General features: G+C 67.4%; 19 protein-coding genes. 9 read left to right on the top strand and 10 right to left on the bottom strand.

Annotated elements, in window-relative coordinates; all coding sequences use genetic code 11:
• Nucleotide 1: 1 nt before the first annotated feature.
• The 3 genes from M2282_RS04465 (at nt 2) to M2282_RS04455 (ending at nt 2436) form a co-directional block, all read left to right on the top strand.
• Nucleotides 2-970 carry an MBL fold metallo-hydrolase gene (locus M2282_RS04465; protein ID WP_280807559.1) on the top strand — a complete coding sequence of 323 codons (969 nt, stop codon included), beginning with the start codon at nt 2-4 and terminating at the stop codon, nt 968-970.
• A gap of 120 nt (nt 971-1090) precedes the next feature.
• Nucleotides 1091-2026 (top strand): succinylglutamate desuccinylase/aspartoacylase domain-containing protein, encoded by a 936-nt coding sequence (locus tag M2282_RS04460; RefSeq protein WP_280807558.1) that lies wholly within the window; start codon nt 1091-1093, stop codon nt 2024-2026.
• A complete protein-coding gene (locus M2282_RS04455) occupies nt 2026-2436 on the top strand; it encodes a DoxX family protein (RefSeq protein WP_280807557.1) in 411 nt (136 codons plus the stop codon). The genes M2282_RS04460 and M2282_RS04455 overlap by 1 nt, the downstream gene beginning before the upstream one ends.
• Before the next feature lie 94 nt (nt 2437-2530).
• On the opposite strand, the gene M2282_RS04450 is transcribed toward M2282_RS04455, so the two are convergent.
• From M2282_RS04450 to M2282_RS04440, 3 genes are all read right to left on the bottom strand, one after another.
• Nucleotides 2531-3304 (bottom strand): restriction endonuclease, encoded by a 774-nt coding sequence (locus tag M2282_RS04450; RefSeq protein WP_280807556.1) that lies wholly within the window; start codon nt 3302-3304, stop codon nt 2531-2533.
• A gap of 250 nt (nt 3305-3554) precedes the next feature.
• On the bottom strand, nt 3555-4469 hold the full coding sequence (locus M2282_RS04445) for a M23 family metallopeptidase (protein ID WP_280807555.1): 915 nt from the start codon (nt 4467-4469) through the stop codon (nt 3555-3557).
• Nucleotides 4470-4514: 45 nt separating this feature from the next.
• Nucleotides 4515-5063 (bottom strand): pseudouridine synthase, encoded by a 549-nt coding sequence (locus tag M2282_RS04440; protein WP_280807554.1) that lies wholly within the window; start codon nt 5061-5063, stop codon nt 4515-4517.
• Between M2282_RS04440 and M2282_RS04435 the strand changes: the two genes are divergently transcribed.
• Nucleotides 5062-5511 (top strand): hypothetical protein, encoded by a 450-nt coding sequence (locus M2282_RS04435; protein ID WP_280807553.1) that lies wholly within the window; start codon nt 5062-5064, stop codon nt 5509-5511. The two genes, M2282_RS04440 and M2282_RS04435, sit on opposite strands and share 2 nt — an antisense overlap.
• A 61-nt stretch (nt 5512-5572) precedes the next feature.
• On the opposite strand, the gene M2282_RS04430 is transcribed toward M2282_RS04435, so the two are convergent.
• Nucleotides 5573-7387 (bottom strand): glutamine--tRNA ligase/YqeY domain fusion protein, encoded by a 1815-nt coding sequence (locus tag M2282_RS04430; RefSeq protein ID WP_280807552.1) that lies wholly within the window; start codon nt 7385-7387, stop codon nt 5573-5575.
• Between the two features lie 147 nt (nt 7388-7534).
• Between M2282_RS04430 and M2282_RS04425 the strand changes: the two genes are divergently transcribed.
• Nucleotides 7535-7882, top strand: coding sequence for a hypothetical protein (locus tag M2282_RS04425; protein ID WP_280807551.1), 348 nt, complete (start codon nt 7535-7537; stop codon nt 7880-7882).
• Nucleotides 7883-7964: 82 nt separating this feature from the next.
• Here M2282_RS04425 and M2282_RS04420 read toward each other — a convergent pair whose 3' ends face one another.
• From M2282_RS04420 to M2282_RS04400, 5 genes are read right to left on the bottom strand one after another with little or no spacing between them, the layout of a single operon-like run.
• The gene (locus tag M2282_RS04420) at nt 7965-8807 is read right to left on the bottom strand and encodes a LytR/AlgR family response regulator transcription factor (protein WP_280807550.1); all 843 of its coding nucleotides are present in this window, start codon (nt 8805-8807) and stop codon (nt 7965-7967) included.
• A 23-nt stretch (nt 8808-8830) separates the two neighbouring features.
• Entirely contained in the window at nt 8831-9907 is a 1077-nt protein-coding gene (locus tag M2282_RS04415; protein ID WP_280807549.1) for a sensor histidine kinase, read from the bottom strand.
• Nucleotides 9904-10200 (bottom strand): 2TM domain-containing protein, encoded by a 297-nt coding sequence (locus tag M2282_RS04410; protein ID WP_280807548.1) that lies wholly within the window; start codon nt 10198-10200, stop codon nt 9904-9906. Before M2282_RS04410 ends, M2282_RS04415 begins: the two co-directional genes overlap by 4 nt.
• Nucleotides 10197-11153 carry a sterol desaturase family protein gene (locus M2282_RS04405; RefSeq protein ID WP_280807547.1) on the bottom strand — a complete coding sequence of 319 codons (957 nt, stop codon included), beginning with the start codon at nt 11151-11153 and terminating at the stop codon, nt 10197-10199. The genes M2282_RS04410 and M2282_RS04405 overlap by 4 nt, the downstream gene beginning before the upstream one ends.
• A 55-nt stretch (nt 11154-11208) precedes the next feature.
• Complete coding sequence (locus M2282_RS04400) at nt 11209-11730, bottom strand: DUF6622 family protein (protein ID WP_280807546.1); 522 nt, start codon at nt 11728-11730, stop codon at nt 11209-11211.
• A gap of 240 nt (nt 11731-11970) precedes the next feature.
• Between M2282_RS04400 and M2282_RS04395 the strand changes: the two genes are divergently transcribed.
• The 4 genes from M2282_RS04395 (at nt 11971) to M2282_RS04380 (ending at nt 22217) form a co-directional block, all read left to right on the top strand.
• Nucleotides 11971-13473 carry an efflux RND transporter periplasmic adaptor subunit gene (locus tag M2282_RS04395; RefSeq protein ID WP_280807545.1) on the top strand — a complete coding sequence of 501 codons (1503 nt, stop codon included), beginning with the start codon at nt 11971-11973 and terminating at the stop codon, nt 13471-13473.
• 27 nt (nt 13474-13500) lie between these two features.
• Nucleotides 13501-16626: an efflux RND transporter permease subunit gene (locus M2282_RS04390; protein ID WP_280807544.1), complete on the top strand. Its 3126-nt coding sequence runs from the start codon at nt 13501-13503 to the stop codon at nt 16624-16626.
• An 808-nt stretch (nt 16627-17434) separates the two neighbouring features.
• Nucleotides 17435-20707 (top strand): efflux RND transporter permease subunit, encoded by a 3273-nt coding sequence (locus M2282_RS04385; protein ID WP_280807543.1) that lies wholly within the window; start codon nt 17435-17437, stop codon nt 20705-20707.
• 10 nt (nt 20708-20717) lie between these two features.
• Nucleotides 20718-22217 carry an efflux transporter outer membrane subunit gene (locus M2282_RS04380; protein WP_280807542.1) on the top strand — a complete coding sequence of 500 codons (1500 nt, stop codon included), beginning with the start codon at nt 20718-20720 and terminating at the stop codon, nt 22215-22217.
• Nucleotides 22218-22313: 96 nt separating this feature from the next.
• On the opposite strand, the gene M2282_RS04375 is transcribed toward M2282_RS04380, so the two are convergent.
• A complete protein-coding gene (locus M2282_RS04375) occupies nt 22314-22679 on the bottom strand; it encodes an SPW repeat protein (protein ID WP_280807541.1) in 366 nt (121 codons plus the stop codon).
• Between the last annotated feature and the right edge of the window lie 7 nt (nt 22680-22686).

Here is a 22686-nt window from a genome sequence, read left to right as displayed (position 1 = left end):
CATGACCCACCCCACCCACTGGCTGCGCCGCGGCCTTGCCGCATTGGCAAGCAGCGTGCTGATGCTTTCGTTTGCGGCACATGCGGGCGCCCCCCAGGTCCGCACCCAGGCGCCGGGCTTCTACCGCATGATGCTCGGCGACTTCGAAGTCACCGCGCTCTTCGACGGCACCATCGACCTGGAAGTGAAGAAGCTGCTCACCAACACCACCCAGGCCCAGGTCGGCAAGCTGCTCGACCGCTCCTTCAAGAAGGACCTGGTGCCCACCTCGGTGAACAGCTACCTTGTCAACACCGGCAGCAAACTGGTGTTGATCGACACCGGTGCAGGCACGCTCTTCGGTCCCACGCTGGGCAACCTGCGCAACAACCTGCTGGCTGCCGGCTACAAGCCCGAGCAGGTCGACGACGTTTTCATCACCCACATGCACGGCGACCACGTCGGCGGCCTCATCGTCGACGGCAAGCTGGCCTTTCCCAACGCCACGATCCACGCCGGCCAGGAAGACGCCGACTTCTGGCTCAGCAAGGCCAACCTGGAGAAGGCCACGCCCGAGATGAAGGGCTTCTTCCAGGGTGCGCAGTCGTCGCTGAACCCCTACGTCGAAGCCGGCAAGTTCAAGCCCATGAAGGGCGACACCGACCTCCTGCCCGGCATCAAGGCCGTGCCCGCCCACGGCCACACACCCGGCCACAACACCTACGTGCTCGAGTCCAAGGGCCAGAAGCTTGTGCTGTGGGGCGACCTGATGCACGTGGCCTCGGTGCAGTTCGTGCAGCCGCAGGTGACCATCTCGTTCGACACCGATTCAAAGACCGCCGCGGCGGAGCGCAAGAAGGCGTATGCCGATGCGGCCAAGGGGCGCTACCTGGTGGGCAGCGCGCACCTGCCGTTCCCGGGGCTGGGGCGCATCCGGGCCGAAGGCTCGGGGTATGTGTGGGTGCCTGTGGATTACCAGCAGGTGCGCTGAGCCTCCCTTCGGGTTCGATTCGACCGAATCGAACCCGAAAACCGGTCATGGCGCCTGAAGCGCGGATTCGTCGGCTGTAGCAAACTCGCCCGACCGCATCGCTTCAACGCCCACAGCCCCATGACCCAATCTCCCCCCGCCCTCGAAGTCCTCCCCCGCGACCTCTCCGCCTACCGCCAAGGCAACGTCGGCATCGACTACGTCCACCGCTTCGAGTCCGGCAAGCCCGGCCCGCACGTGCTGATCAATGCGCTCACGCACGGCAACGAAATCTGCGGCATGACCGCCGCCACCCACCTGCTCGACAACGACGTGCGCCCGAAGATCGGCACGCTCACCGTGGCCTTCGCCAACATCGACGCCTACGAGTCGTTCAAGGAAGAGTCCCCCTACGACAGCCGCCAGATCGTGCACAACCTCAACCGCATCTGGTCGCCCGAATGGCTGGACGGCGGCGAGGACAGCCCCGAGCTGCGCCGCGCGCGCGTGCTGCGGCCGGTGGTGGACGCCGCCGATCACATCCTGGACATCCACTCGACCAGCCAGCCCGTCGTGCCGTTCTGGGTCTACCCGGCGTTCGAGCGCAACGCCGAGGTGGCACTGGCCATCGGTCGCCCGTCGGTGCACCTCGTGATGCCCGACGGCCTGGGCTCGGGCACGCCGCTGATCCAGTACGGCAGCCACGGCGGCCCGGACGGCAAGGGCGTGGCGATGGTGGTCGAGTGCGGCCAGCACTTTCTGCGCTCGGCGTCGGTGCTGGCCACCGCCGTCACTTACGACTTTCTCGCGTACTTCGGGCTCGTCGACAAGGACCCGGCCACGCCTGCGCCCGCGCCGCAGCGCCGTTTTCAGCTGCTGCAGACGCACGTCATCAAGTCGGCGGACTTCGCGTTCGTGCGGCCGCTGATCGGCTTCGAGACCTTTGCCAAGGGCGAGCTGATCGCGACCAACGGCCCGGACGAGATCCGCGCACCGTGCGACGACTGCACGATCTTCATGCCCGCGCAGCGCGTGATCGTGGGGCGCGAGGCGGTGTATCTGACCAAGCCCCTCTGATGACCAGCACCGCGCCTGCCATGAGCCGCTGGCGCGTGGCAGGCCTGGTGTTCGTCTTCCTGTGGTTCGCCATCGGCGGTGTCGCGCACTTCGTGGCGACCGAGGCGGAGATGCGCATCGTGCCGCCATACATCCCCTGGCCGCGTGCGGCCGTGCTGGTGAGCGGCGTGTTCGAGCTGCTGGGCGCGGCCGGACTGCTGTGGCGGCCCGCGCGGCGCGCTGCGGGCATCGGCCTCTTCGTGCTGACGCTGGCCGTGACGCCCGCGCATTTCTACATGCTGCAGCGGCCGGAGCTGTTTGCGAGCGTGCCGTATTGGGCGCTGGTGGTGCGGCTGCCGGTTCAGGTGGCGCTGCTGGCGCTCATCGCGTGGAGCACGTCGGCGTGGCCGAAGAAGGCGGTCAGCAGATGAGCAGGTGCGTCGGCTTGGCCGTGGTGCAGGCGAATGTTGCGTCCAGGCAGTCTTCGGTGAACAGCGTTTGGTCGGCCATGGTTCGCCTCGTGACCTAGACAGTTGCAGCAGCCTTGGACTTCGGAATCGTCCTGCCCCGGCACTTCGGATAGTTGGCGCAACCCCAGAAGCTGCCTTCATTCTTGGACGAGTTTCTTTCGACCATCTTCGTGCCGCAGCTGGCACAGGTGGGCCGCCAGTATTCGCCTTCGTAAGCCACGGCAAGCAATGCCGCTTGCTGCTCGGGCGTGCGCTGGCCGATCAGCTTGAGCAGGGCGGCGCCGTCCTGTGCGTGGATGCCGTTTTCCTTGGCAAACGCCATGGCCTCTGCGGAGAACGTAGAGCTCGTCACGTAGGTGCCGCTCTTCAACTGATGCGAAGCCATCACGCCAAGGAACTCCCGCATCTCCTTCACGCCCACGGCCTTGCTTTGCCAGTGTTTGCATTGGACGATGCGCGGCACGTCGCTGTGCTTGGAATGCAGCCAGATGTCGATGCCGCCGTCCGCACCGTGCGACTGGCTGCGGGTGGTGAATCCGGCTTGCGCATAGAGCGCTTCGCACACGGCCTCGAAGCGGCGCCATTCGATGGCTGCGAGTACGGCGGGGCACCATTGCTGCTGCTGTGCAGGTGCTGAAGGTGACGACGTTGGCTGGGAGAGCTCGGAATCCAATACGGGTTCGCGTCGTGCGGCAGCAGGAGGCGTTGCCACTGGACGAGCGGCCTTGACCGTAGCAGCCAGTGGCTCAGTACGTTCGATGGCTTGAGGCACGACCTTCTTGCGAGCGATGAGGTAATGCAGCCCCAGCAAGGCCGCGCCAATCGCCAATGCTGTCCACCCCGCAGGGCGAAGCGCCGGACCCAGCGTGCCGATGAGGGGACCCCGCATGAAAGCCGGAAGAACCACCAAGAGCAAGACGCCGACGACGATCGCCGTCCATCCGTTGCCCGCCAGTTTGCTGCGTGCGCGTTCGCGGCGCCGCTCGGCTTTTGTCTGTTTGGTCATCGCCTCAACCCGCCCCTCGTTGGAATGGCGCGAGTTTATGAGGCGAGGGGAATCCGGAACTCAGGGTGATTACTCAAGCCGCGATGAACAGCGCCGGATCCACCATCGCCCGATTCAACATCACACCCCAATGCAGATGCGGCCCCGTCACCCGCCCGGTCGCACCCACCGCCGCCAACTTCTCGCCGGTCTTCAGCACGTCCCCCACCTTCACATCCACCCGGCTCAGATGGCAATACATCGTCAGCAGCCCGCCGCCATGGTCGAGCCACACCGTGCCGCCGTTGAAGAAATAGTCCCCCGTATCGATCACCCGCCCCGGCAGCGGCGCCAGCACCGGCGTGCCCGTGCCGGCCGCGATGTCCATCCCGCTGTGCGGATTGCGCGACTGCCCGTTGAACACGCGGCGCAGGCCGAACGAGCTGGAGCGGCGGCCCGGCACGGGCACGCGCATCTGCAGCACGGCATCGGGCCGCAGGTCGGTGAGCGTGGCCATCACGCCGGCCTGGTGATCGCGTTCGCGCACATAGCGCGCTTCGTCCTCGGGCGAGAGATCGACCGTGCGCGGCGCCACGGTCAGGCGCTGCTCGCGGTATTGCTTGTCGGTGACCGTATAGGCGACTTGCTTCTCGCTGCCGTTCTCGGCGCGCACCGTGATGCTCGCCTCCCCGGGCGTGGCCGCGAGCGGAATGCCGAGGAGCGCCGTCCACTCGATGGCGTCGCCCATCACGAGCAAGGGAACGTCGCCTGCAAAGGCTGTCGGACGCTTGGCGCTTGGGCCGAGTGACAGGCGTGCCACGCCGCCCGGCACCTGCGATGCGTTCGGCCAAACGGCGGGGTGCGCTTGCTTCGACTTCGCAGGCGCAGCGGCGACGGCGTGCTGCGTTGCCATGGGCAGCGCGAGCAGGCCCAGCGTGCCGAGCAATGCGTGGCGGCGATTCAGCGCAGGCGTGAGAAGGTCAGGTGAGGTGGTTCGGATGTTGTGCATGAAGAAGAAGATCAATGAAACAAGTTCGGTGATGTCGCGGCTGCGTTACTCGCGCCACGTGCCGGGCGCCAATCCATCGAGCGTGTGCGGCCCGATGGCGGCGCGGATCAGGCGAAGGGTGGGCAGCCCGACAGCGGCGGTCATGCGCCGGACCTGGCGGTTGCGGCCTTCGCTGATCGCCAGCTCCAGCCATGCGGTCGGAATGTTCTTGCGCTCGCGGATGGGCGGTTGGCGCGGCCACACGTCGGGCTGTGGGTCGAGCAAGCGCGCGCGGGCAGGGCGCGTAAGGCCGTCGTTGAGTTGCACGCCCTGGCGCAAGGCTTCAAGCGCCTCGTCGGTCGGCACGCCTTCGACCTGCACCCAATAGGTCTTCTCCATCTTGAAGCGCGGATCGGCGATGCGCGCCTGGAGCTGGCCGTCGTTGGTGAGGAGCAGCAGGCCTTCGCTGTCGGCATCGAGGCGACCGGCGACGTAGACATCGGGGATGTTGATGAAGTCCTTCAATCCGCGCCAGCGGCCTTCGGGGGTGAACTGGCTCAGGACGCCGTAGGGCTTGTTGAAGCGGATGAGGCGGGAAGGGCTCGGAACAGTCATGAATGCACAGGATAGCCCGGGTCTGCGGCCGGTCGCCGTCGGACAGCGGCGGCAGGCCACATCAGATCGCGCAGCCGTCCTGCAACGCGAACGTTTTCACGCGGCTTCCAATCTACCTAGCTGGCTGAACAACACGGAGTCGGACATGACGATGCGAAGTTTCAACAGGTTGGCGTGGGCGGCGGTTGCAGGCGTCGCGGTGACGGCATGCAGCAGCACTTCCTTGCGTGTCGGCGGCGCGCCCGATGCGAGCGTCAAGAACTGCGTGGCGGCCGCCGCGCGCGAATTGCGAGTACCGCCGGGAAGCATCGCGGTCGATAGCGGCTCGACGCCGCGCGACGGCGTCTACACGATCAATCTGAAGGTCGGCCCACAAGGCCGCTCGGCGGTGTGCACGACAGACGAAAACAGCGCAGTGCTGGGCGTGGTCTACAAGCGGCCCGAATAGATGAAATGAAAAAGCCGGGCCTTTGAAGGACCCGGCTTTGTGCGGATAAAGAGGGGCCGAGTTACTTGCCCCAGCTGTCCCGCATCCCCGCAGCCCGGTTGAACACCCGCTTGCCCGCCGCATCCGTCTTCGTATCCACCACGAAGTACCCATGCCGCTCGAACTGAATCCCCACGCCAGCCTGGGCCTTCGCCAATGAAGGCTCCACGAACGCCGAGCAAATCTCCAGGCTCTGCTTGTTCAGCTCGTCCAGCAGCTCCCCGCTCCCCGGATTCGCCGCCGCAAACAGTCGCTCGTACAGCCGCACCTCGGCCTGCACCGCATCCGCCGCAGCCACCCAGGTGATGTTCCCCTTCACCTTGACCGCATCCGCACCCGGCGTGCCGCTCTTGGTGTCCGGCACCAGCGTGGCCTGCACTTCGACGAGCTTGCCGTTTGCATCGCGCGTGGCGCCGGTGCATTCGATGACGTGGCCGTACTTCAGCCGCACCTTGTTGCCCGGGAACAGGCGGAAGAAGCCCTTGGGCTGCACGTCCTCGTAGTCGGTGCTTTCGATCCACACCTCGCGGCCGAGCTTGAACTCGCGCTTGCCCATCTCGGGGTGGTGCGGGTGCACGGGGGCGGAGCAGTCGTCGAGCACCTCGTCGCCGCCCATGAGGTCGCCCCAGTTCGTGATGACCAGCTTGACCGGGTCGAGCACGGCCATGGCGCGCGGGGCGATCGGGTCGAGGCTGTCGCGGAGGGCCGCTTCGAGGCTGGCGTAGTCGATCCAGCCGCCCGATTTGGTGGTGCCGCTGCGCTCGCAGAACAGGCGCAGCGCCTCGGGCGTGTAGCCGCGGCGGCGCAGGCCCGCGATGGTGGGCATGCGGGGGTCGTCCCAGCCGTCGACGTGGCCTTCTTCGACCAGCTGGCGCAGCTTGCGCTTGCTGGTCATTACGTGGGTCACGTTCAGGCGCGCGAATTCGTACTGGCGCGGATGCGGGCTCGCGATGAGGCCGCCTTCGGCGAGGCGGTCGAGCAGCCAGTCGTAGAAGGGGCGCTGGTCTTCGAATTCGAGGGTGCAGATCGAATGGGTGATCTGCTCCAGCGCGTCTTCGATGGGGTGCGCGTAGGTGTACATCGGGTAGATGCACCACTTGTCGCCGGTGTTGTGGTGCGTGGCCCGGCGAATGCGGTAGAGCGCCGGATCGCGCATGTTGATGTTGGGGCTCGCCATGTCGATCTTGGCGCGCAGGATGGCGGCGCCGTCGTCGAGCTTGCCGTCGCGCATTTCGCGAAAGCGCGCGAGGTTTTCTTCTGGCGTGCGGCTGCGGAAGGGGCTGTCGGTGCCGGGCGTGTTGAAGTCGCCGCGGTTGGCGCGCATTTCCTCGGGGGTCTGCTCGTCGACGTAGGCGAGGCCGGCGCCGATGAGGTATTCGGCCGCCTCGTACATGAAGTCGAAGTAGTTGCTCGCGAAGTATTCGTGCGGCTGCAGGGTGCCGGGGGCGCTGGGGCGGTCGGCGAGGTAGGTTTCGTAGCCGAGCCACTTCACGGCGTCGCGGATGGAATCGACGTATTCCTGCTCTTCTTTTTCGGGGTTGGTGTCGTCGAAACGCAGGTGGCTCACGCCGCCATATTCGCGGGCCAGCTCGAAGTTGAGCCAGATGCTCTTGGCGTGGCCGATGTGCAGGTAGCCGTTGGGTTCGGGGGGAAAGCGAAGGCGGACCTTGGCGGGGTCGGTCATGCCCTGGGCATGGTGGGCGGCGTTGCCCGGGGAGCCGCCCCATTTGCGGCCGGAATAGGCGCCCTGTGCGAGGTCGTTCTCGATCACGTGGCGCAGGAAATTGCTCGGTGCAGCGGTCGTTTTGGCGCCGTTTTTGTCGGTCGGGGAGGTCATTGGCTCATTCTAGAGGGCACCCCTTGTGGGTTACCTTTGGCAACGTTCTTCACAATGGCCGGTGCACCCGGTTTGCAATTGCAGCGTTCAATACATACAAGGGCGGTCCAGACCCGGACGCAGCCCCCGATACAAGGAGTCAACATCATGAGCCTCACACGTTCCACCTTCTTCAAATGGGCCGCCGCGGGTGTCGTGGCAGCCGGTGCATTGTTTGCAGCCACCTCGGCCAGCGCGCGCAGCGACGTGAGCTGGTCGGTCGGTGTCGGCCTGCCGGGCGTGGCGGTCGGCGTGGGCGGTCCCGCCTACTACCCGGCACCGGTCTATTCGCCGCCGCCTGTGTATTACGCACCGCCGGCCCCGGTCTACTACAACCCGCCGCCGGTGTACTACCGTCCGGCCCCGGTCTACTACGGCCCGCCGGCTTACTACGGTCCCCGCTACTACGGCGGTGGCTACTACCGCGGTGGTCACCGTCATGGCCACTGGCGCTAAATCGCCACACGATTCGTGACTGAATGAAAAAGCCGGCCCTGCAAAGGCCGGCTTTTTCTTTGGGCGCTCGCCAAGCCCGATTTCACATGGCGCGAAACAGGTGCGCGTAGAGCCGGCTCACCGGAATCTTCTCGGCCCGCCCCCGCAAGCTGAGGTGCAGCTTGCCGGCCTCGTCGCGGTGCACCGATTCGATGGCCGCGCTGCGCACCACCACCGCGCGGTGCACCTGCCAGAAAGTGTCGGCATCGAGCTGGGTCAGCAGCTGCTTCAAGGGCGTGCGGATCAGGTATTCATGCGTGGCGGTGAGCACGCGAAGGTACTTGTCGGCCGCCTCGAAATACAGCACTTCGTCGATGGGCACCATGCGCACGGTGGTGCCGCCGGCATCGCTCGCGGCAATCATCCGCAGCGGTGCGGGGGCTGCTGCCGGTAGCGCGCCACCGGCACCGGCCGCAGCGAGCACCTGGCGCCATTGCGCGAGCGTCTGTTCGAGCGCTTCGCCGGCCACCGCGGGGGAGGCGGGCGGCAAAGGCTGCTGCGCTGCCATCGCCTGCTGAAGCCGCGCCACGGTCTTGCGCAGCCGCTCGGGCTGCACGGGCTTGAGCACGTAGTCGATGGCCTGGGCTTCGAAGGCGCGTGCGGCGTATTCGTCGTAGGCGGTCACGAACACCAGTTGCGGCATCGGCGCTTCGTCGGTGGGCCAGCTGTCGGCCAGTTCGGCGGCGGCGCCCAGGCCGTCCAGGCCGGGCATGCGGATGTCGAAGAACAGCACCTGCGGCAAGAGGCGCAGCGCCTCGCGCACCGCGCTGCGGCCGTCGCCGGCGGTGGCGACGATCTGCAGCCCCGGCCATGCGGCGGCCAACTCGGCCTTGAGGGCCTGTGCGAGCAGGGGTTCGTCTTCGGCGATCAGGGCGGTGGCATTCATCGTTGGGCTTGTCGTCGTTGCATTCATGCGGCCGCGGGCAGCGGAAAACTCAGCGTGGCGCAGGTGCCGCCGGCCGGCGCCGACGCAAGGCGCATCTCGCTTTGCGTGCCGAACACCGTGGCGAGGCGCTCGCGCACCTGTTCGAGGCCGAAGCCGCCGCTGCCGCCTTCCGGGGAGGGCGCCGCCGCATCGAGCCCGACGCCGGTGTCGTTCACCTCAATGACCAGTCGCTCCCCGTTCCTGCGCGCACGCACGGTGATCTCGCCGCCTTCGACCTTGGGCTCCAGCCCATGGCGGATGCTGTTCTCCACCAGCGGCTGCAAGAGCAGCGGCGGCACCGGAACGTCGCGCAGTTCGTCGGGCAGATCGAGCGTGTAGCGCAGGCGCTCGCCCATGCGCACGGACATCAGTTCGAGGTAATCGCCCAGCCGGTCGAACTCGGCCGAGAGCGGATGGGCCAGTGCGCGCGAACCGCTCAGCGTCATGCGCAGATAGCTGTTGAGGCGGTCGAGCATCGCCACGGCGCGCGGCGGATCGAGGGTGATGAGCACGCGCAGGTTCGCCAGCGTGTTGAAGAGCATGTGCGGCTCCAGCTGCGTCTCCAGCAGCTTGAGCCGCGCCTCGGTGGCGTTGCGCTGCGCCAGGTCGAGTTGGCTCTGCATGTGCTTGCTCTTGCCGAGGCTGAAGAAGAAGAAGCACATGCCGACGGTGGCGACCAGGGTGATGACGATGGTCGACATCGTCTTGTGCGCGGCGAAGCTGAGGAACTCCAGCGGCGGTGCGCCGACAAAGGCGTCGCCGATGGCGTTGCCGACCAGAAAGCCGACGGTGACGCCCAGCGCCACCAGGCCATAGCCCCAGAAGCCATGCGGCCACAGCACCTCCTTGTGGCCGCTCAGCAGCAGCCGGCCGGTGTCGATGACGAGCCAGCTGATCGTTCCTATCGAGAGCGAATACACCATCTGCGATGCCCAGCTGCCGCTGCCCGAGATGGCCAACGCCGAAGCGATGAGGCAGCAGAAGACGACGGTGATCAGGCCATGCCGAAGCATGTTGCGGAAGTTCTCCGCACGAAACCGCGGCAGCGCTTCAGGTGTCACCCACGCTCCCCGGCGCCCAGTGCGCGGCGCTCCCGCGCCACCAGCCTGTCGTAGAAGCCGCCGCCGGGCGCAAGGAACCAGACCACCGCGCCGTGGATGAGCAGGCCCAGGCCCCAGCCCATCAGCGGATACATCGCCCAGGTGCGGCCGTTGGCCGCCGACAGGATGACCAGCCCGATGTTGACCAGCACATAGACGAAGGCATGGATGTACCAGCCCATCTTGGCGCCGGCACGGCGGCGGGCGAGCTTTTCGAGGTTGGGCTGCGAGGGGTTCGACGGTGTGGTGTTCATGACAGCTCCTTGAATTGGACAGGAATGAAATCGGGCGTGGCCGGCTGTTGAGGCAAAGGTGCCGATGGAAGGGCTGCGCGCTGCCGCAGCTCCTCGGTGGTGTCGCCGGGGCCATCTGGACGCCAGCCCGGTGGCTTGACCATGTAGCCCACGAACGCACGCACCGAGCGCGCCGAACGCAGGTCGCGCAAGAGACCGCGCCAGTGGGTGAACTCGATCTCCAGGATGTTGTGCGAGGTGATCGGGGTCACCAGCCCGTAGCGGCAGGGCAGGTCGGCGCGCTCGGGAATGTAGGTGCCGAAGAGGCGGTCGAACACGGTCAGCACGCCGCCGTAGTTGCCATCGAGGTATTCGAGGTTCGAGGCGTGGTGCACGCGGTGCGCCGAGGGCGTGTTGAGCACCCATTCCAGCGGCCCGAGGCGCGGGATCCACGTCGCATGAATCCAGAACTGGTAGAGCAGGTTCAGCGTGAGCATCAGCAGGATCACCTTGGGCGGCATGCCCAGCAGCGGCGCCAGCATGAAGAACAGCAGCGTGCCGGTGAGGCGACCGGTCCAGCCGAAGCGGTAGGCGGCCGACAGGTTCAGCTGGTTCGGCGAATGGTGGATGGCGTGGGTGCACCAGAACCAGCGCACCCGGTGGGCCGCGCGGTGGTACCAGTAGTAGCAGAACTCCTGGCCGATGAAGCAGGCGGCCCAGCCGCTCCAGTGGTCCATCGGCAGGGTGAAGAGGCGGTGGTTCCAGAACCAGTCCATCGCGCCGCTCCAGAAGGCGAGCGGCAACAGCCAGCGCAGCGGGTATTCGCGCACCAGGAAGTCGAACACCGAGATGCCGGCCGCCTTCCAGTCGTAGCTGGCCCAGCCGTTGCGCCAGGAGAGCACCAGCGCCTCGAGGATGGAGGCGACCAGCACCACCGTGACGGAAATCTTGAGGAGCAGAAAGAGCACGGTCATGGCGGTTCCTGGCTGGCTGGCGTGGGAAGTGGCGCGCGGGGCTGGGGCCCGGATCTTAGGCCGGGCGGACGCCGGTGGCGACAGCGTCGGTGGCGATCGCCAGCTTCCACAGGCGCACGGCGCGGGCCGCGAAGATGCCGGTGAAGGCGCCGTACAGCGTCGGGATGGCCAGGGCGAAGACCGCCTGGTGGCGCAACTCCGGGTGCATGGCCAGCGCCGCGCCCACGACGTACTTGGTCAGGAAGATGCCCATCATCAGCGCGAGCGGCACGGCGCTGCCGGCCACGTGGAACTGGCGGGCCGCCGCGTCGTACCGGGTGGTGGCCGGCAGGGGGCGTTGCAGCACCAGCGCGATCAGCACCGCCGCCGCGGCCGCCCAGCCCAGCAGGGCGCCCAGCGAATCGCCAAAGGCCGAGATCACGCCGAAGACCGACAGGCCGCCCATGACGATGGGCATGACCGTGACCCGGCCGAGGCTCACGCTGTTTGCGAGCAGTTGCCGTGTGCCCAGCCAGACGAGCAGCACGAAGACGGCGAACACCCACTTGGGCGTGTGAAGGATGATCTGCAGCAGCATGGTGGTTCTCCAGTGAAAGGTGTGGGTGGGGAAGCGATGGGCGAACTGTGCCGACGCCCGGCGCCGCCGGCCACCGCCATGCGACGAAACGCAGGAAAACGGCGCGAACCGCATCCGGACAGCGCGAACCGCGGCCGCCGGGCGCGAGCTTTACCGCCGCTTTACGGCGCAGCAAACAGCGGTACTACCATTCGGCGCTGTACTCTAGGCCGCACCCTCTGCACCCATCGCACGCACCTCATGGACCCCCAAACTCCCCCCGAACCCCTGCCGTCCAACGTGTCCCCCACACACCCACCGGCACGCAGGCGCCGGTGGCTGGGTTGGCTGCTGACGCTGCTGCTGATCGCGGCGCTGGGGGGCGGTGCCTGGTACCTGATCCAGCGTTCGAAGACGCCGGTGGCCGGCCCCGGCGGAGCGGGCGGCCCCGGTGGCCCGGGCGCCGGCCGGCCGGGCGGTGGGGGCGGGCGGGGTGGCGGCGGCGGCGGGGCCTCCAGCACGGTCGGCGTCGCCACCGCGCGGCAGGCCGACATTCCGGTGCAGCTCGAGGCGCTGGGCACCGTCACCCCGCTGGCCAATGTCACGGTGCAGCCGCAGGTGTCGGGCGTGCTCACCGAGGTGCTCTTCAAGGAAGGGCAGATGGTCAAGAAGGGCGAGGTGCTCGCCACCATCGACCCGCAGCCTTTCCAGAATGCGCTGGCGCAGGCGGCCGGTGCGCGCCAGCGCGACGAGGCCCAACTGGCCGCCGCGCGCGTCACGCTGCAGCGCTACCAGACGCTGCTCGTGCAGGACTCCATCGCCCGGCAGGACGTCGACACCCAGGCCGCGCTGGTCAAGCAACTCGAAGGCACGGTGGCCATCGACCGCGCCAATGAAGGCACGGCAAAGCTCAACCTCACCTGGAGCCGCATCACCGCGCCGGTGAGCGGGCGCATCGGCCTTCGGCCCGTGGACGCGGGCAACTACATCTCGACCGGCGCCACCGGCGGCGTGGCGACCATCACCCAGATCGCGCCCATCGACGTCGAGTTCTCGGTGCCGCAGGACCGCGTGCCCGAGGTGCAGGAGCGCCTCGCACAGGGCGCGCAGCTCGAGGCCACGGCCTTCGACCGCACCCGCACGCGCCAACTCGCCAAGGGCATGTTCTCCACGCTCGACAACCTGGTCGATACGCAGACCGGCACCGTCAAGTCGAAGGCGCGCTTCGCCAATGCCGACGGCGCGCTGTTCCCGAACCAGTTCGTCAACCTGCGGCTCCTGCTGCGCACCGTGAGCAGCGCGGTGGTGGTGCCGGTGACGGCGCTGCGCCACGGGCCCAACGGCGACTACGTGTACGTGGTGAACGAAGACAGCACCGTCTCGCAGCGCCCGGTGACGCGCGGCGAATCGAGCGTGGACAACGTGGCGGTCATGTCGGGCCTGAAGGCCGGCGAGCAGGTCGTGACCGAAGGCGGCGACCGGCTGAAGGACGGCGCGCGCGTGCAGACCCAGGCCGACCGGCCGGCCACACCGGCCTCGGGCGCGGCATCGGGTGCGCGCCGCGGCAACCGGGAAGGCGGACGTCGCGGTGAGCGCGGCAACAGGGAGGGCGGCCAGCGCCAGGGCGGTGCCGGCGCATCGACGGGCGCAGGCGGCGCGCCGCCGAGCCAGCCGATCGAATCCGCCACGCCACCGGCTGGCGCCCCCGTTCCGCCGGCGACGCCGACCGTTCCGCCCACGCCAGCCAACGGCCCGGCACGCTGAGGCGGGCTTGCCGCACCCACGCGCACGATGAGCCCCTCACGCCCCTTCATTCTTCGCCCGGTGGCGACCTCGCTGCTGATGGTCGCCATCGTGCTGGCCGGCATGGTCGGCTTCCGCTTCCTGCCGCTGTCGGCGCTGCCGCAGGTCGACTATCCGACCATCCAGGTGCAGACGCTTTACCCCGGGGCCAGCCCCGAGGTGATGAGCAACACCGTCACCGCGCCGCTGGAGCGCCAGTTCGGCCAGATGTCGGGCCTGGACCGCATGAGCTCGACCAGCGCCGCGGGCGTATCCATCGTCACGCTGCAGTTCTCGCTCGGCCAGACGCTGGACGTCGCCGAGCAGGAAGTGCAGGCCGCCATCAACGCCGGCGGCTCGCTGCTGCCGGCGGACTTGCCCGCGCCGCCGGTGTACGCCAAGGTCAACCCGGCCGATGCGCCGGTGCTCACGCTCGCCATCACGTCGGACACGCTGCCGCTCACCGAGGTGCAGAACCTCGTCAACACGCGGCTGGCGCAAAAGATCAGCCAGGTCTCGGGCGTGGGGCTGGTGTCGCTCAGCGGCGGGCAGCGCCCGGCTGTGCGCATCCAGGCCAACACGCAGGCGCTCGCGGCCAACGGCATCGGGCTCGACACGCTGCGCACCGCGATCAGCGCGGCCAATTCGAACGGCGCCAAGGGCAGCTTCGACGGTCCCAAGCGCGCCTACACCATCAATTCCAACGACCAACTGCTCTCGGTCGAGGACTACAAGAACCTCATCGTCAGCTACAAGAACGGCGCGCCGATCCGCATGGTCGATGTGGCGCAGGTGGTCAACAGCGCAGAGAACACCCAGCTGGGCGCCTGGGCCGGCACCAAGACCGCCGAGGGCGGCGAAGGCAAGCTCACGCCGGCGATCATCCTGAACGTGCAGCGCCAGCCCGGCGCGAACGTCATCGCCACCGTCAACGCCATCAAGGCCCAACTGCCCGAGTTGCAGTCGGGCTTTCCGGCGGGCCTGAAGATCGAGGTGCTCAGCGACCGCACCGCCGGCATCCGGGCCTCGGTGCAGCACGTGGAGATGGAACTGGTGCTGGCCGTGGTGCTGGTGGTGCTGGTGATCTTCGCGTTCCTCGGCAGCCTGCGCGCGACCATCATCGCGAGCATCGCGGTGCCCATCTCGTTGATCGGCACGCTGGGGCTCATGTACCTGCTGGGCTACAGCCTCAACAACCTGAGCCTGATGGCGCTGACCATCGCCACCGGCTTCGTGGTGGACGACGCGATCGTGATGATCGAGAACATCGCCCGCTACATCGAGGAGGGCGAAAAGCCCCTGCAGGCCGCCTTCAAGGGCGCGACGCAGATCGGCTTCACCATCATTTCTCTGACGGTGTCGCTCATCGCGGTGCTGATTCCGCTGCTCTTCATGGGCGACGTGGTGGGGCGCCTGTTCCGCGAGTTCGCGGTGACGCTGGCCATCACCATCCTGATCTCGGCCGTGGTGTCGCTCACGCTGGTGCCGATGATGTCGGCGCGCTGGCTCAGGCACGAACCGAAGAAGGAGCCCGGCGGCACGGGCTTCGGCGCACGCGCGCAGCGCTTCTTCGACGGCGTGATGGTGCGCTACGACCGCTCGCTGCACTGGGTGATCGACCACCAGCCGCTCACGCTGCTGGTCGCGCTGCTCACCATGGTGCTCACGGTGGTGCTGTACCTCACGATCCCCAAGGGCCTGTTTCCCACGCAGGACACCGGCCAGTTGCAGGGCCGCATCCAGGCGGCGCAGGATGTCTCGTTCGACCGCATGGCGCAGCTGCAGCAGCAGGCGGCGCGCGCGATCCTCGACGACCCCGATGTGGAGAACCTGAGCTCTTTCGTCGGCGTGGACGCCGCCAACAACACCATGCTGCACACCGGCAGCATGCTCATCAACCTGAAGGGCAGCCACGACAGCCAGCAGGAAGTGATGGACCGGTTGCGCGAGCGCGTGCGCCAGGTGGCCGGCGTCACGCTGTACCTGCAGCCCACGCAGGACCTGACCATCGACGCCGAGACCGGCCCGACCGAATACCGCGTGTCGCTCGAAGGCGTGAACAGCGCGCTCATCACCGAGTGGATGAAGAAGCTGGTGGCGAAGCTGCAGGAATCGGAGAAGGTGCGCAACGTGAGCAGCGACGCCGGCGCGCAGGGCCTGGCCGCGTTCGTCAACGTGAACCGCGACACCGCGGCGCGCCTCTCGATCACCGCGAGCACGGTGGACGATGCGCTCTACAGCGCCTTCGGCCAGCGCATCGTCTCGACCATCTTCACCGAGACCAACCAGTACCGCGTGATTCTGGAAGCGCGACCCGGCATGGTGAACACGCCGCAGACGCTCGGCCAGCTGAACCTGATCGCCGGCTCGGGCACCGCCACGCCGCTGGCGGCGATTGCCGACATCTCGGAGCAGCAGGCGCCGCTGCAGATCACGCACGTGGCGCAGTACCCGGCGAGCACGCTGAACTTCGACACGGCGCCCGGTGTGTCGCTGGGGCAGTCGGTCGATGCGATCAGGGCCGCGGCCAAGGAAATCGGATTGCCGGGGAGCGTGACGATGACCTTCCTCGGGGCTTCGGGGGCTTACGAGCGGTCGCTGTCGAACCAGCTGTGGCTGATTCTGGCGGCCGTCATCTGCGTGTACATCGTGCTGGGGGTGCTGTACGAGAGCTATGTGCATCCGCTGACGATCCTGTCCACGCTGCCATCCGCTGGTGTCGGAGCTCTGCTGGCGTTGATGATCACTGGCAACGACCTGGGGGTGATCGGGATCATCGGGATCATTCTGCTGATCGGGATCGTGAAGAAGAACGCGATCATGATGATCGACTTTGCGATCGATGCGGAGAGGACGGAAGGGAAGTCGGCTCGGGAGGCGATTCACCAGGCTGCATTGCTGCGGTTTCGGCCTATCTTGATGACGACTTTGGCGGCGCTCTTTGCTGCTGTGCCGTTGATGCTTAGCTTTGGTGAGGGGGCTGAGTTGCGGCGGCCTCTTGGGCTTGCGATCTTTGGCGGGCTGATCGTTAGCCAGTTGCTGACTTTGTTCACCACGCCTGTTATTTATCTGGCGTTTGATCGGCTTGGGGGAGGCAGCTCGCGTCGGGCGGCGATTGAGGAGGAGGCGGCTTGATCTGGTTTGCTTCCTGTTCTTTGTTTGCTTTTCGAGGCCGGGTCTCGCCCCGGCAGGCGACCTACTTTTCTTTGCTTCGCCAAAGAAAAGTAGGCAAAAGAAAGGCGACCCTGCTGGCTGCGTCCCTCCGCTGCGCTACGGGCAACCTGCGGTGCTCGCGTTTCGCGGGGTCTCGCAGAACTCGCTTCGCTCAAACAGCTGCGAGCCCTTATCCGCGAAACGCTGCGCTCCTCGGCGCAGCCAGAAGGGGGTGGAGACAACCCGGGCCATTGCTTCGCTCGGCTTGCATTCGGGCCATTGCTTCGCTCGGCCACCGTGCCCCCATCCCGACCCTCCCCCGGAAGGGGAGGGAGAAAGACAAGACAGGCGACACCGGGCCTGATGCGTTGCTCCTACCCCTCCCGGGGGAAGGCTGGGATGGGGGCACGACGGCCCTCGCTACACGACAGCGCCTCAACGAGCGCCGCGTGCCCCCACCCCGGGGAGGGAGCCAATCCAAGCCGAGCGAAGCAAAGGCTCGTGAGGTGTCCAGGCGCCGAGCGCAGCGATGGCCCGCTGGTCCCCAAAGCCCTTCTGTATGCGCCGAGGAGCGGAGCGTTTCGCGGATAAGGGCTCGCCCTTGTTTGAGCGAAGCGAGTTTGGGCGAGACCCCGCGAAACGTGAGCACCGCAGGTTGCCCGAAGCGAAGCGTAGGGACGCAGACAGCAGGGTCGCCTTTTCTTTGCTTACGTTCTTTTGGCGAAGCAAAAGAAAGTAAGTCGCCCGCCGGGGCGAGACCCGGCCTCCGCCCCTCGCAGGGGAAGCAGCGATGAACCTGTCGCTACCTTTCGTCAGAAGACCCATAGGCACAGTCCTGCTAACGATAGGCATCGCATTAGCAGGCATAGCCGCGTTCTTCGTCCTCCCGGTCTCGCCACTGCCGCAGGTCGACTACCCAGTCATCTCAGTAAGAGCCTCGATCCCCGGAGCAAGCCCCGAAACGATGGCAACGAGTGTCGCCACGCCACTCGAACGCCATCTGGGCACCATCGCCGGCGTCAACGAAATGACGTCCACCAGCTCGGTGGGCTCCTCCCGAGTAACCCTCCAGTTCGACCTGAGCCGCAACATCGACGGCGCCGCAAGAGAAGTGCAGGCCGCCATCAACGCCAGCCGCGTCGACCTGCCAGCCACGCTAAGAAGCAACCCGACCTACCGCAAGGCCAACCCGGCAGCATCGCCAGTCATCATCCTGGCCCTCACCTCGAAGACCAAGACTCCAGGCCAGATCTACGACGCCGTCTCGAACATCGTGAGCCAGCGCCTCTCGCAAGTAGACGGCGTAGGCGACGTGGAAATCGGCGGCGGCTCGCTCCCCGCGGTGCGCATCGAACTGCTCCCGTTCGCGCTCAACCGCTACGGCATCAGCACCGAGGACGTGCGCGCCGCCATCCAGGCCTCCAACGCCAACCGCCCCAAGGGCATGGTGCAGGGCGACGGCCGCAAGCTCCAGATCTACACGCAGACGCCGGCCCTGCGCGCGAGCGACTACGCCTCGATGGTGGTCGCGTGGCGCAACGGCGCGGCGGTGCGGCTGCAGGACGTGGCCGAGGTGGTCGACGGCGTGGAAGACACGCGCACGCTCGGCCTCTTCAACGGCGAGCCGGCGATCATCATCCTCATCACGCGGCAGCCCTCGGCCAACATCATCGAGACCGTGGACAGCGTGCGCGCGCTGCTGCCCGAGTTGCAGGCGCAGCTGCCGCCCGACGTGACGCTGCAGGTCGCCTCGGACAGCACCAACTCCATCCGCGGTTCGCTGCGCGAGGTCGAGTTCACGCTGCTCATCTCGGTGCTGCTGGTGGTGCTGGTGGTCAGCCTGTTCCTGCGCAGCGTGCGCGCGACCATCGTGCCGGCCGTGGCCACGGTGGTGGCGCTGCTGGGCACCTTCGGGGTGATGTACCTGCTGGGCTTCAGCCTCAACAACCTGAGCCTGATGGCGCTCACGGTGGCGACCGGCTTCGTGGTGGACGACGCCATCGTGGTGCTGGAGAACACCAGCCGGCACATCGAGTCGGGCATGTCGCGCATGAAGGCGGCGCTGCTGGGCGCCAAGGAAGTGGGCTTCACCGTGCTGTCGATCAGCGTGTCGCTGGTGGCGGTGTTCATTCCGCTGCTCTTCATGGGCGGGCAAACGGGGCGGCTGTTTCGCGAGTTCGCGATCACGCTGTCGGCGGCGGTGATGATCTCGCTGGTCATCTCGCTGACCACCACGCCGATGATGTGCGCGTGGCTGCTCAAGCCCGGCGGCGAGCACGACAAGAACAAGCCGCAAGGGCGCCTCGGTAGCATGGCTGCGCGCAGCTACGACTGGGTACTCAAGCGCTACGAGACCAGCCTCGATTGGGCGCTCGACAGCAAGGCGCTGGTCATGCTCATCCTGGTGGCGGTGGTGGGGCTGAACGTCTACCTCTTCAGCGCCGCGCCCAAGGGCTTCTTCCCGCAGCAGGACAGCGGCCAGCTCAACGGGGGCCTGCGCGCCGACCAGAGCATCTCGTCGCAGGCGCTGGCGGCCAAGCTGCGCCAGGTGGTCGACATCATCCGCAAGGATCCTGCCGTCGACACCGTGGTGGGCTTCACCGGCGCGGGGCGCGCGGGCGGCGGCTTCATGTTCGTCAACCTGAAGCCGGCCAACCAGCGCACCGAGAGCGGCCTGGCCGTCATCGCGCGGCTGCGCCCGCAGCTCAACGAGGTGACCGGCCTGCGCGTGTTCCTGGGCACCGTGCAGGACGTGCGCTCGGGCGGGCGCTCGAGCAATTCCACCTACCAGTACACGCTCAAGAGCGACAACCTGACCGACCTGCGCAACTGGGCCACGAAGCTGTCCGACGAGTTGAAGCTGCAGCCGCTGCTCACCGACGTGGACACCGACCAGGACCAGAACGGCGTGGAAACGGTGGCCAAGGTGGACCCCGACAGTGCGCGACGGCTGGGCCTCACCTCCACCGCCATCGACAACGCGCTCTACAACGCCTTCGGCCAGCGGCAGGTGGCGACCATCTACACCGAGCTCAACCAGTACCACGTGGTGATGGAATGGGCGCCGCGCTACACGCGCAGCCCCAATTCGCTGAGCGATGTGTACGTGCCGGCCACCCGCACCTCGGTGATCGGCGGGCAGACGGTGACCACGCAGGTGGCGGCGACGGCGACCACCACCTCGACCACCGGCGGCGCGGCTTCGACGGCCACGACCGCGAGCACCACGGTGCCGGTCTCGGCCAATGCGGGCCTGCGCGGTGCATCGACCGGCAATGTGTTGAGCAACACGCCCACCACGCTGGTGCCGCTGTCGTCGGTGGCGAAGTTCGAGGAGCAATCGGTCGCGACCTCGGTGAGCCACGACGACGGCGAGCTCGCGACCACGATCTCGTTCAACCTCGCCGAGGGCGCGAACCTGGGCGATGCGCGCGAGGCCATTGCCAAGGCCGAGGCCAACATCGCGATGCCCACCAACGTGCGCGGCGCCTTCGCCGGCACGGCGGCCAGCGCGCAGCAGTCGCAGGGCCAGCAGTTCCTGCTGATCCTGGCGGCGCTGATCGTGATCTACATCGTGCTGGGCATCCTCTACGAAAGCCTGGTGCACCCGATCACCGTGCTCTCGACGCTGCCGTCGGCCGGCGTGGGCGCGGTGCTGGCGCTCTTGATGTTCCGCATGGAGTTCTCGATCATTGCGCTGATCGGCGTGTTCCTCCTGATCGGCATCGTGAAGAAGAACGCCATCCTGATCATCGACTTCGCGCTGGAGGCCGAGCGCTCGCGCGGGCTCACGCCGCTCGAAGCGGTGCGCGAGGCCTGCCTGCTGCGCTTCCGGCCCATCCTGATGACCACGCTGGCGGCCGCGCTGGGCGCGCTGCCGCTGGCCATCGGTTTCGGCGAGGGCGCGGAGTTGCGCCGGCCGCTGGGCGTGGCCATCATCGGCGGGCTCATCGCCAGCCAGTTGCTCACCTTGCTAACGACGCCGGTGGTCTATCTACTGCTCGACAAGCTGCGCCGCCGTGGCAAGAACGAACACGAACTGAGCCGCGTCACGCCTGCTTGAGAACCACACCATGAACGCATTGCTTTTTCCCCTTCGCGCGAGTCGCTTCGCGCTCACGTCGCTCGCGCTTGCTGCGCTGCTCACCGGCTGCGCGGTCGGCCCGGCCTACCAGGTGCCGACCTCCGCGGCGTCCACCGCGTGGAAAGAACAGAAGACCGCCGAAGGCTGGCTGCCCGCCGCGCCGGCCGATGCACTGGACCGCGGCGAATGGTGGAAGCTCTTCGCCGATCCCACGCTCGACGAACTGGCCGGCCGCGTGCAGGTGTCCAACCAGAACATCGCCGCCGCCGTGGCCAACTACACGCAGGCCCAGGCGCTGGTGCGCGGCGAACGCGCGGCGCTGTTTCCCTCGGTGTCGTTCAGCGGCAGCGGCCGGCGCAGCGGTAATGTGAACAGCAATGCCGACACGGCCAGCCCGTCGAACAGCTTCTCCGCCTCGCTGAACGCGAGCTGGACACCCGACGTCTGGGGGCGCCTGCGCGAAGCGGTGAGCAGCGCGCAGGCCAATGCAGAGGCCAGCGAAGCCGACCTCGCGGCGGCGCGGCTCTCGGCCATCGGCGACCTCGCGACCAACTACTTCTTGCTGCGCGAGGCCGATGCCGAGATCGTGCTGCTCGACGAAACCATCGCGGGCTACCAGCGCGCATTCGAGATCACGAGCAACCGCTACGCGGCAGGCATCGCCGCGCAGACCGATGTGCTGCAGGCGCAGACGCAACTGGTCAATGCCAAGGCCGACCGCGTGGGCCTCTCGCGCACGCGCGCCACGCTGGAACACGCCATCGCGATGCTGGTGGGCGTGGCCCCGGCGGACTTCACCCTGCCGGCCGCGAAATGGACCCCCACGGTGCCTGGCGTGCCGACCGGCGTGCCCTCGACGCTGCTGCAGCGGCGCCCCGATATCGCCGCGGCCGAGCGCTCGGTGGCGGCCGCCAATGCGCAGATCGGCATCGCGCGCGCCGCGTACTTTCCGAACATCCCGCTCACCGCATCGGTCGGCAGCAGCAACGCGAGCCGCGTGAAGGACCTCTTCAGCTCGGCCAACACGCTCTGGTCGCTCGGCTTCTCGGTGGCGCAGGTGGTGTTCGATGCGGGCGCCATCGGTGCCAGCGTCGATGCCGCCAAGGCCGGCCACGAGGCCTCGGTGGCGCGCTACCGCCAGACGGTGCTTGCCGCATTCCAGGCGGTGGAAGACCAGCTGACGACGGGCGCCACGCTCGCGCAGCAGGAAGGCCTGCGCCGCGAGGCCACGCTCGCGGCCGACAAGACCGAGCAGCAACTGCTCAACCGCTACCGCGCGGCGCAGGTGAGCTACACCGAGGTGGTGACGGCGCAAGCGGCTGCCCTCAGCGCGCGGCGCGCGCTGGTGCAGCTGCAGGTCAACCGCCAGGCTTCGGCGATCGCGCTCATCCAGGCGATGGGCGGTGGCTGGCAGGCCGACTGGATGAACAATCCGGACGGCACCGCGGCCACGGCACAACAGCAACCCGCCGCCCCTCGCGCGCAATAAAAAGACGAGGAGGGCGGTTTCGCGGATGGGCATCGTGCTGCCCATCCAGTCGGCCTCACCGCGTGCGCGGCGGGCCTTGTTTCACGGCGCGCTCGTTCAGTGCGCCGGACGGTCCGTCATTCCGCCAAGGTAGTCCTTGTCGGTCACCAGCACCCAGAGGGCGAGCACCAGGATCAGCGCAGCCACGAGCACCGCGTTGACCATCGCCGTTTCCATCGCGGCGAAACCGACCAGCCACGGCGATGCGGCAAGCCACACCGCCAGGGCGACCTCGGTCCACTCTTCCCACTGCTTCGGCACGAAGGTCGCGCCCAGTGCAACGGCGCCCAGCACGATGCCGGTGGCCACCATGGTCCACATGGCGGGCGAGATGCCCTGAAAGCCCAGGACCCAGGGCGAGACGATCAGCCAGGCGCCGGCGACGGCGTTGACGGGGTCTTGCCAATGCTTCACTTGCTTCATGGTCATT

Origin of the sequence: Variovorax boronicumulans (genome assembly GCF_029892485.1) — a bacterium.
Classification (GTDB): Bacteria; Pseudomonadota; Gammaproteobacteria; order Burkholderiales; family Burkholderiaceae_C; genus Variovorax; species Variovorax boronicumulans_B.
Note: the sequence above shows the minus strand (reverse complement) of the source record. Positions and strands in the feature narration are given on the sequence as shown.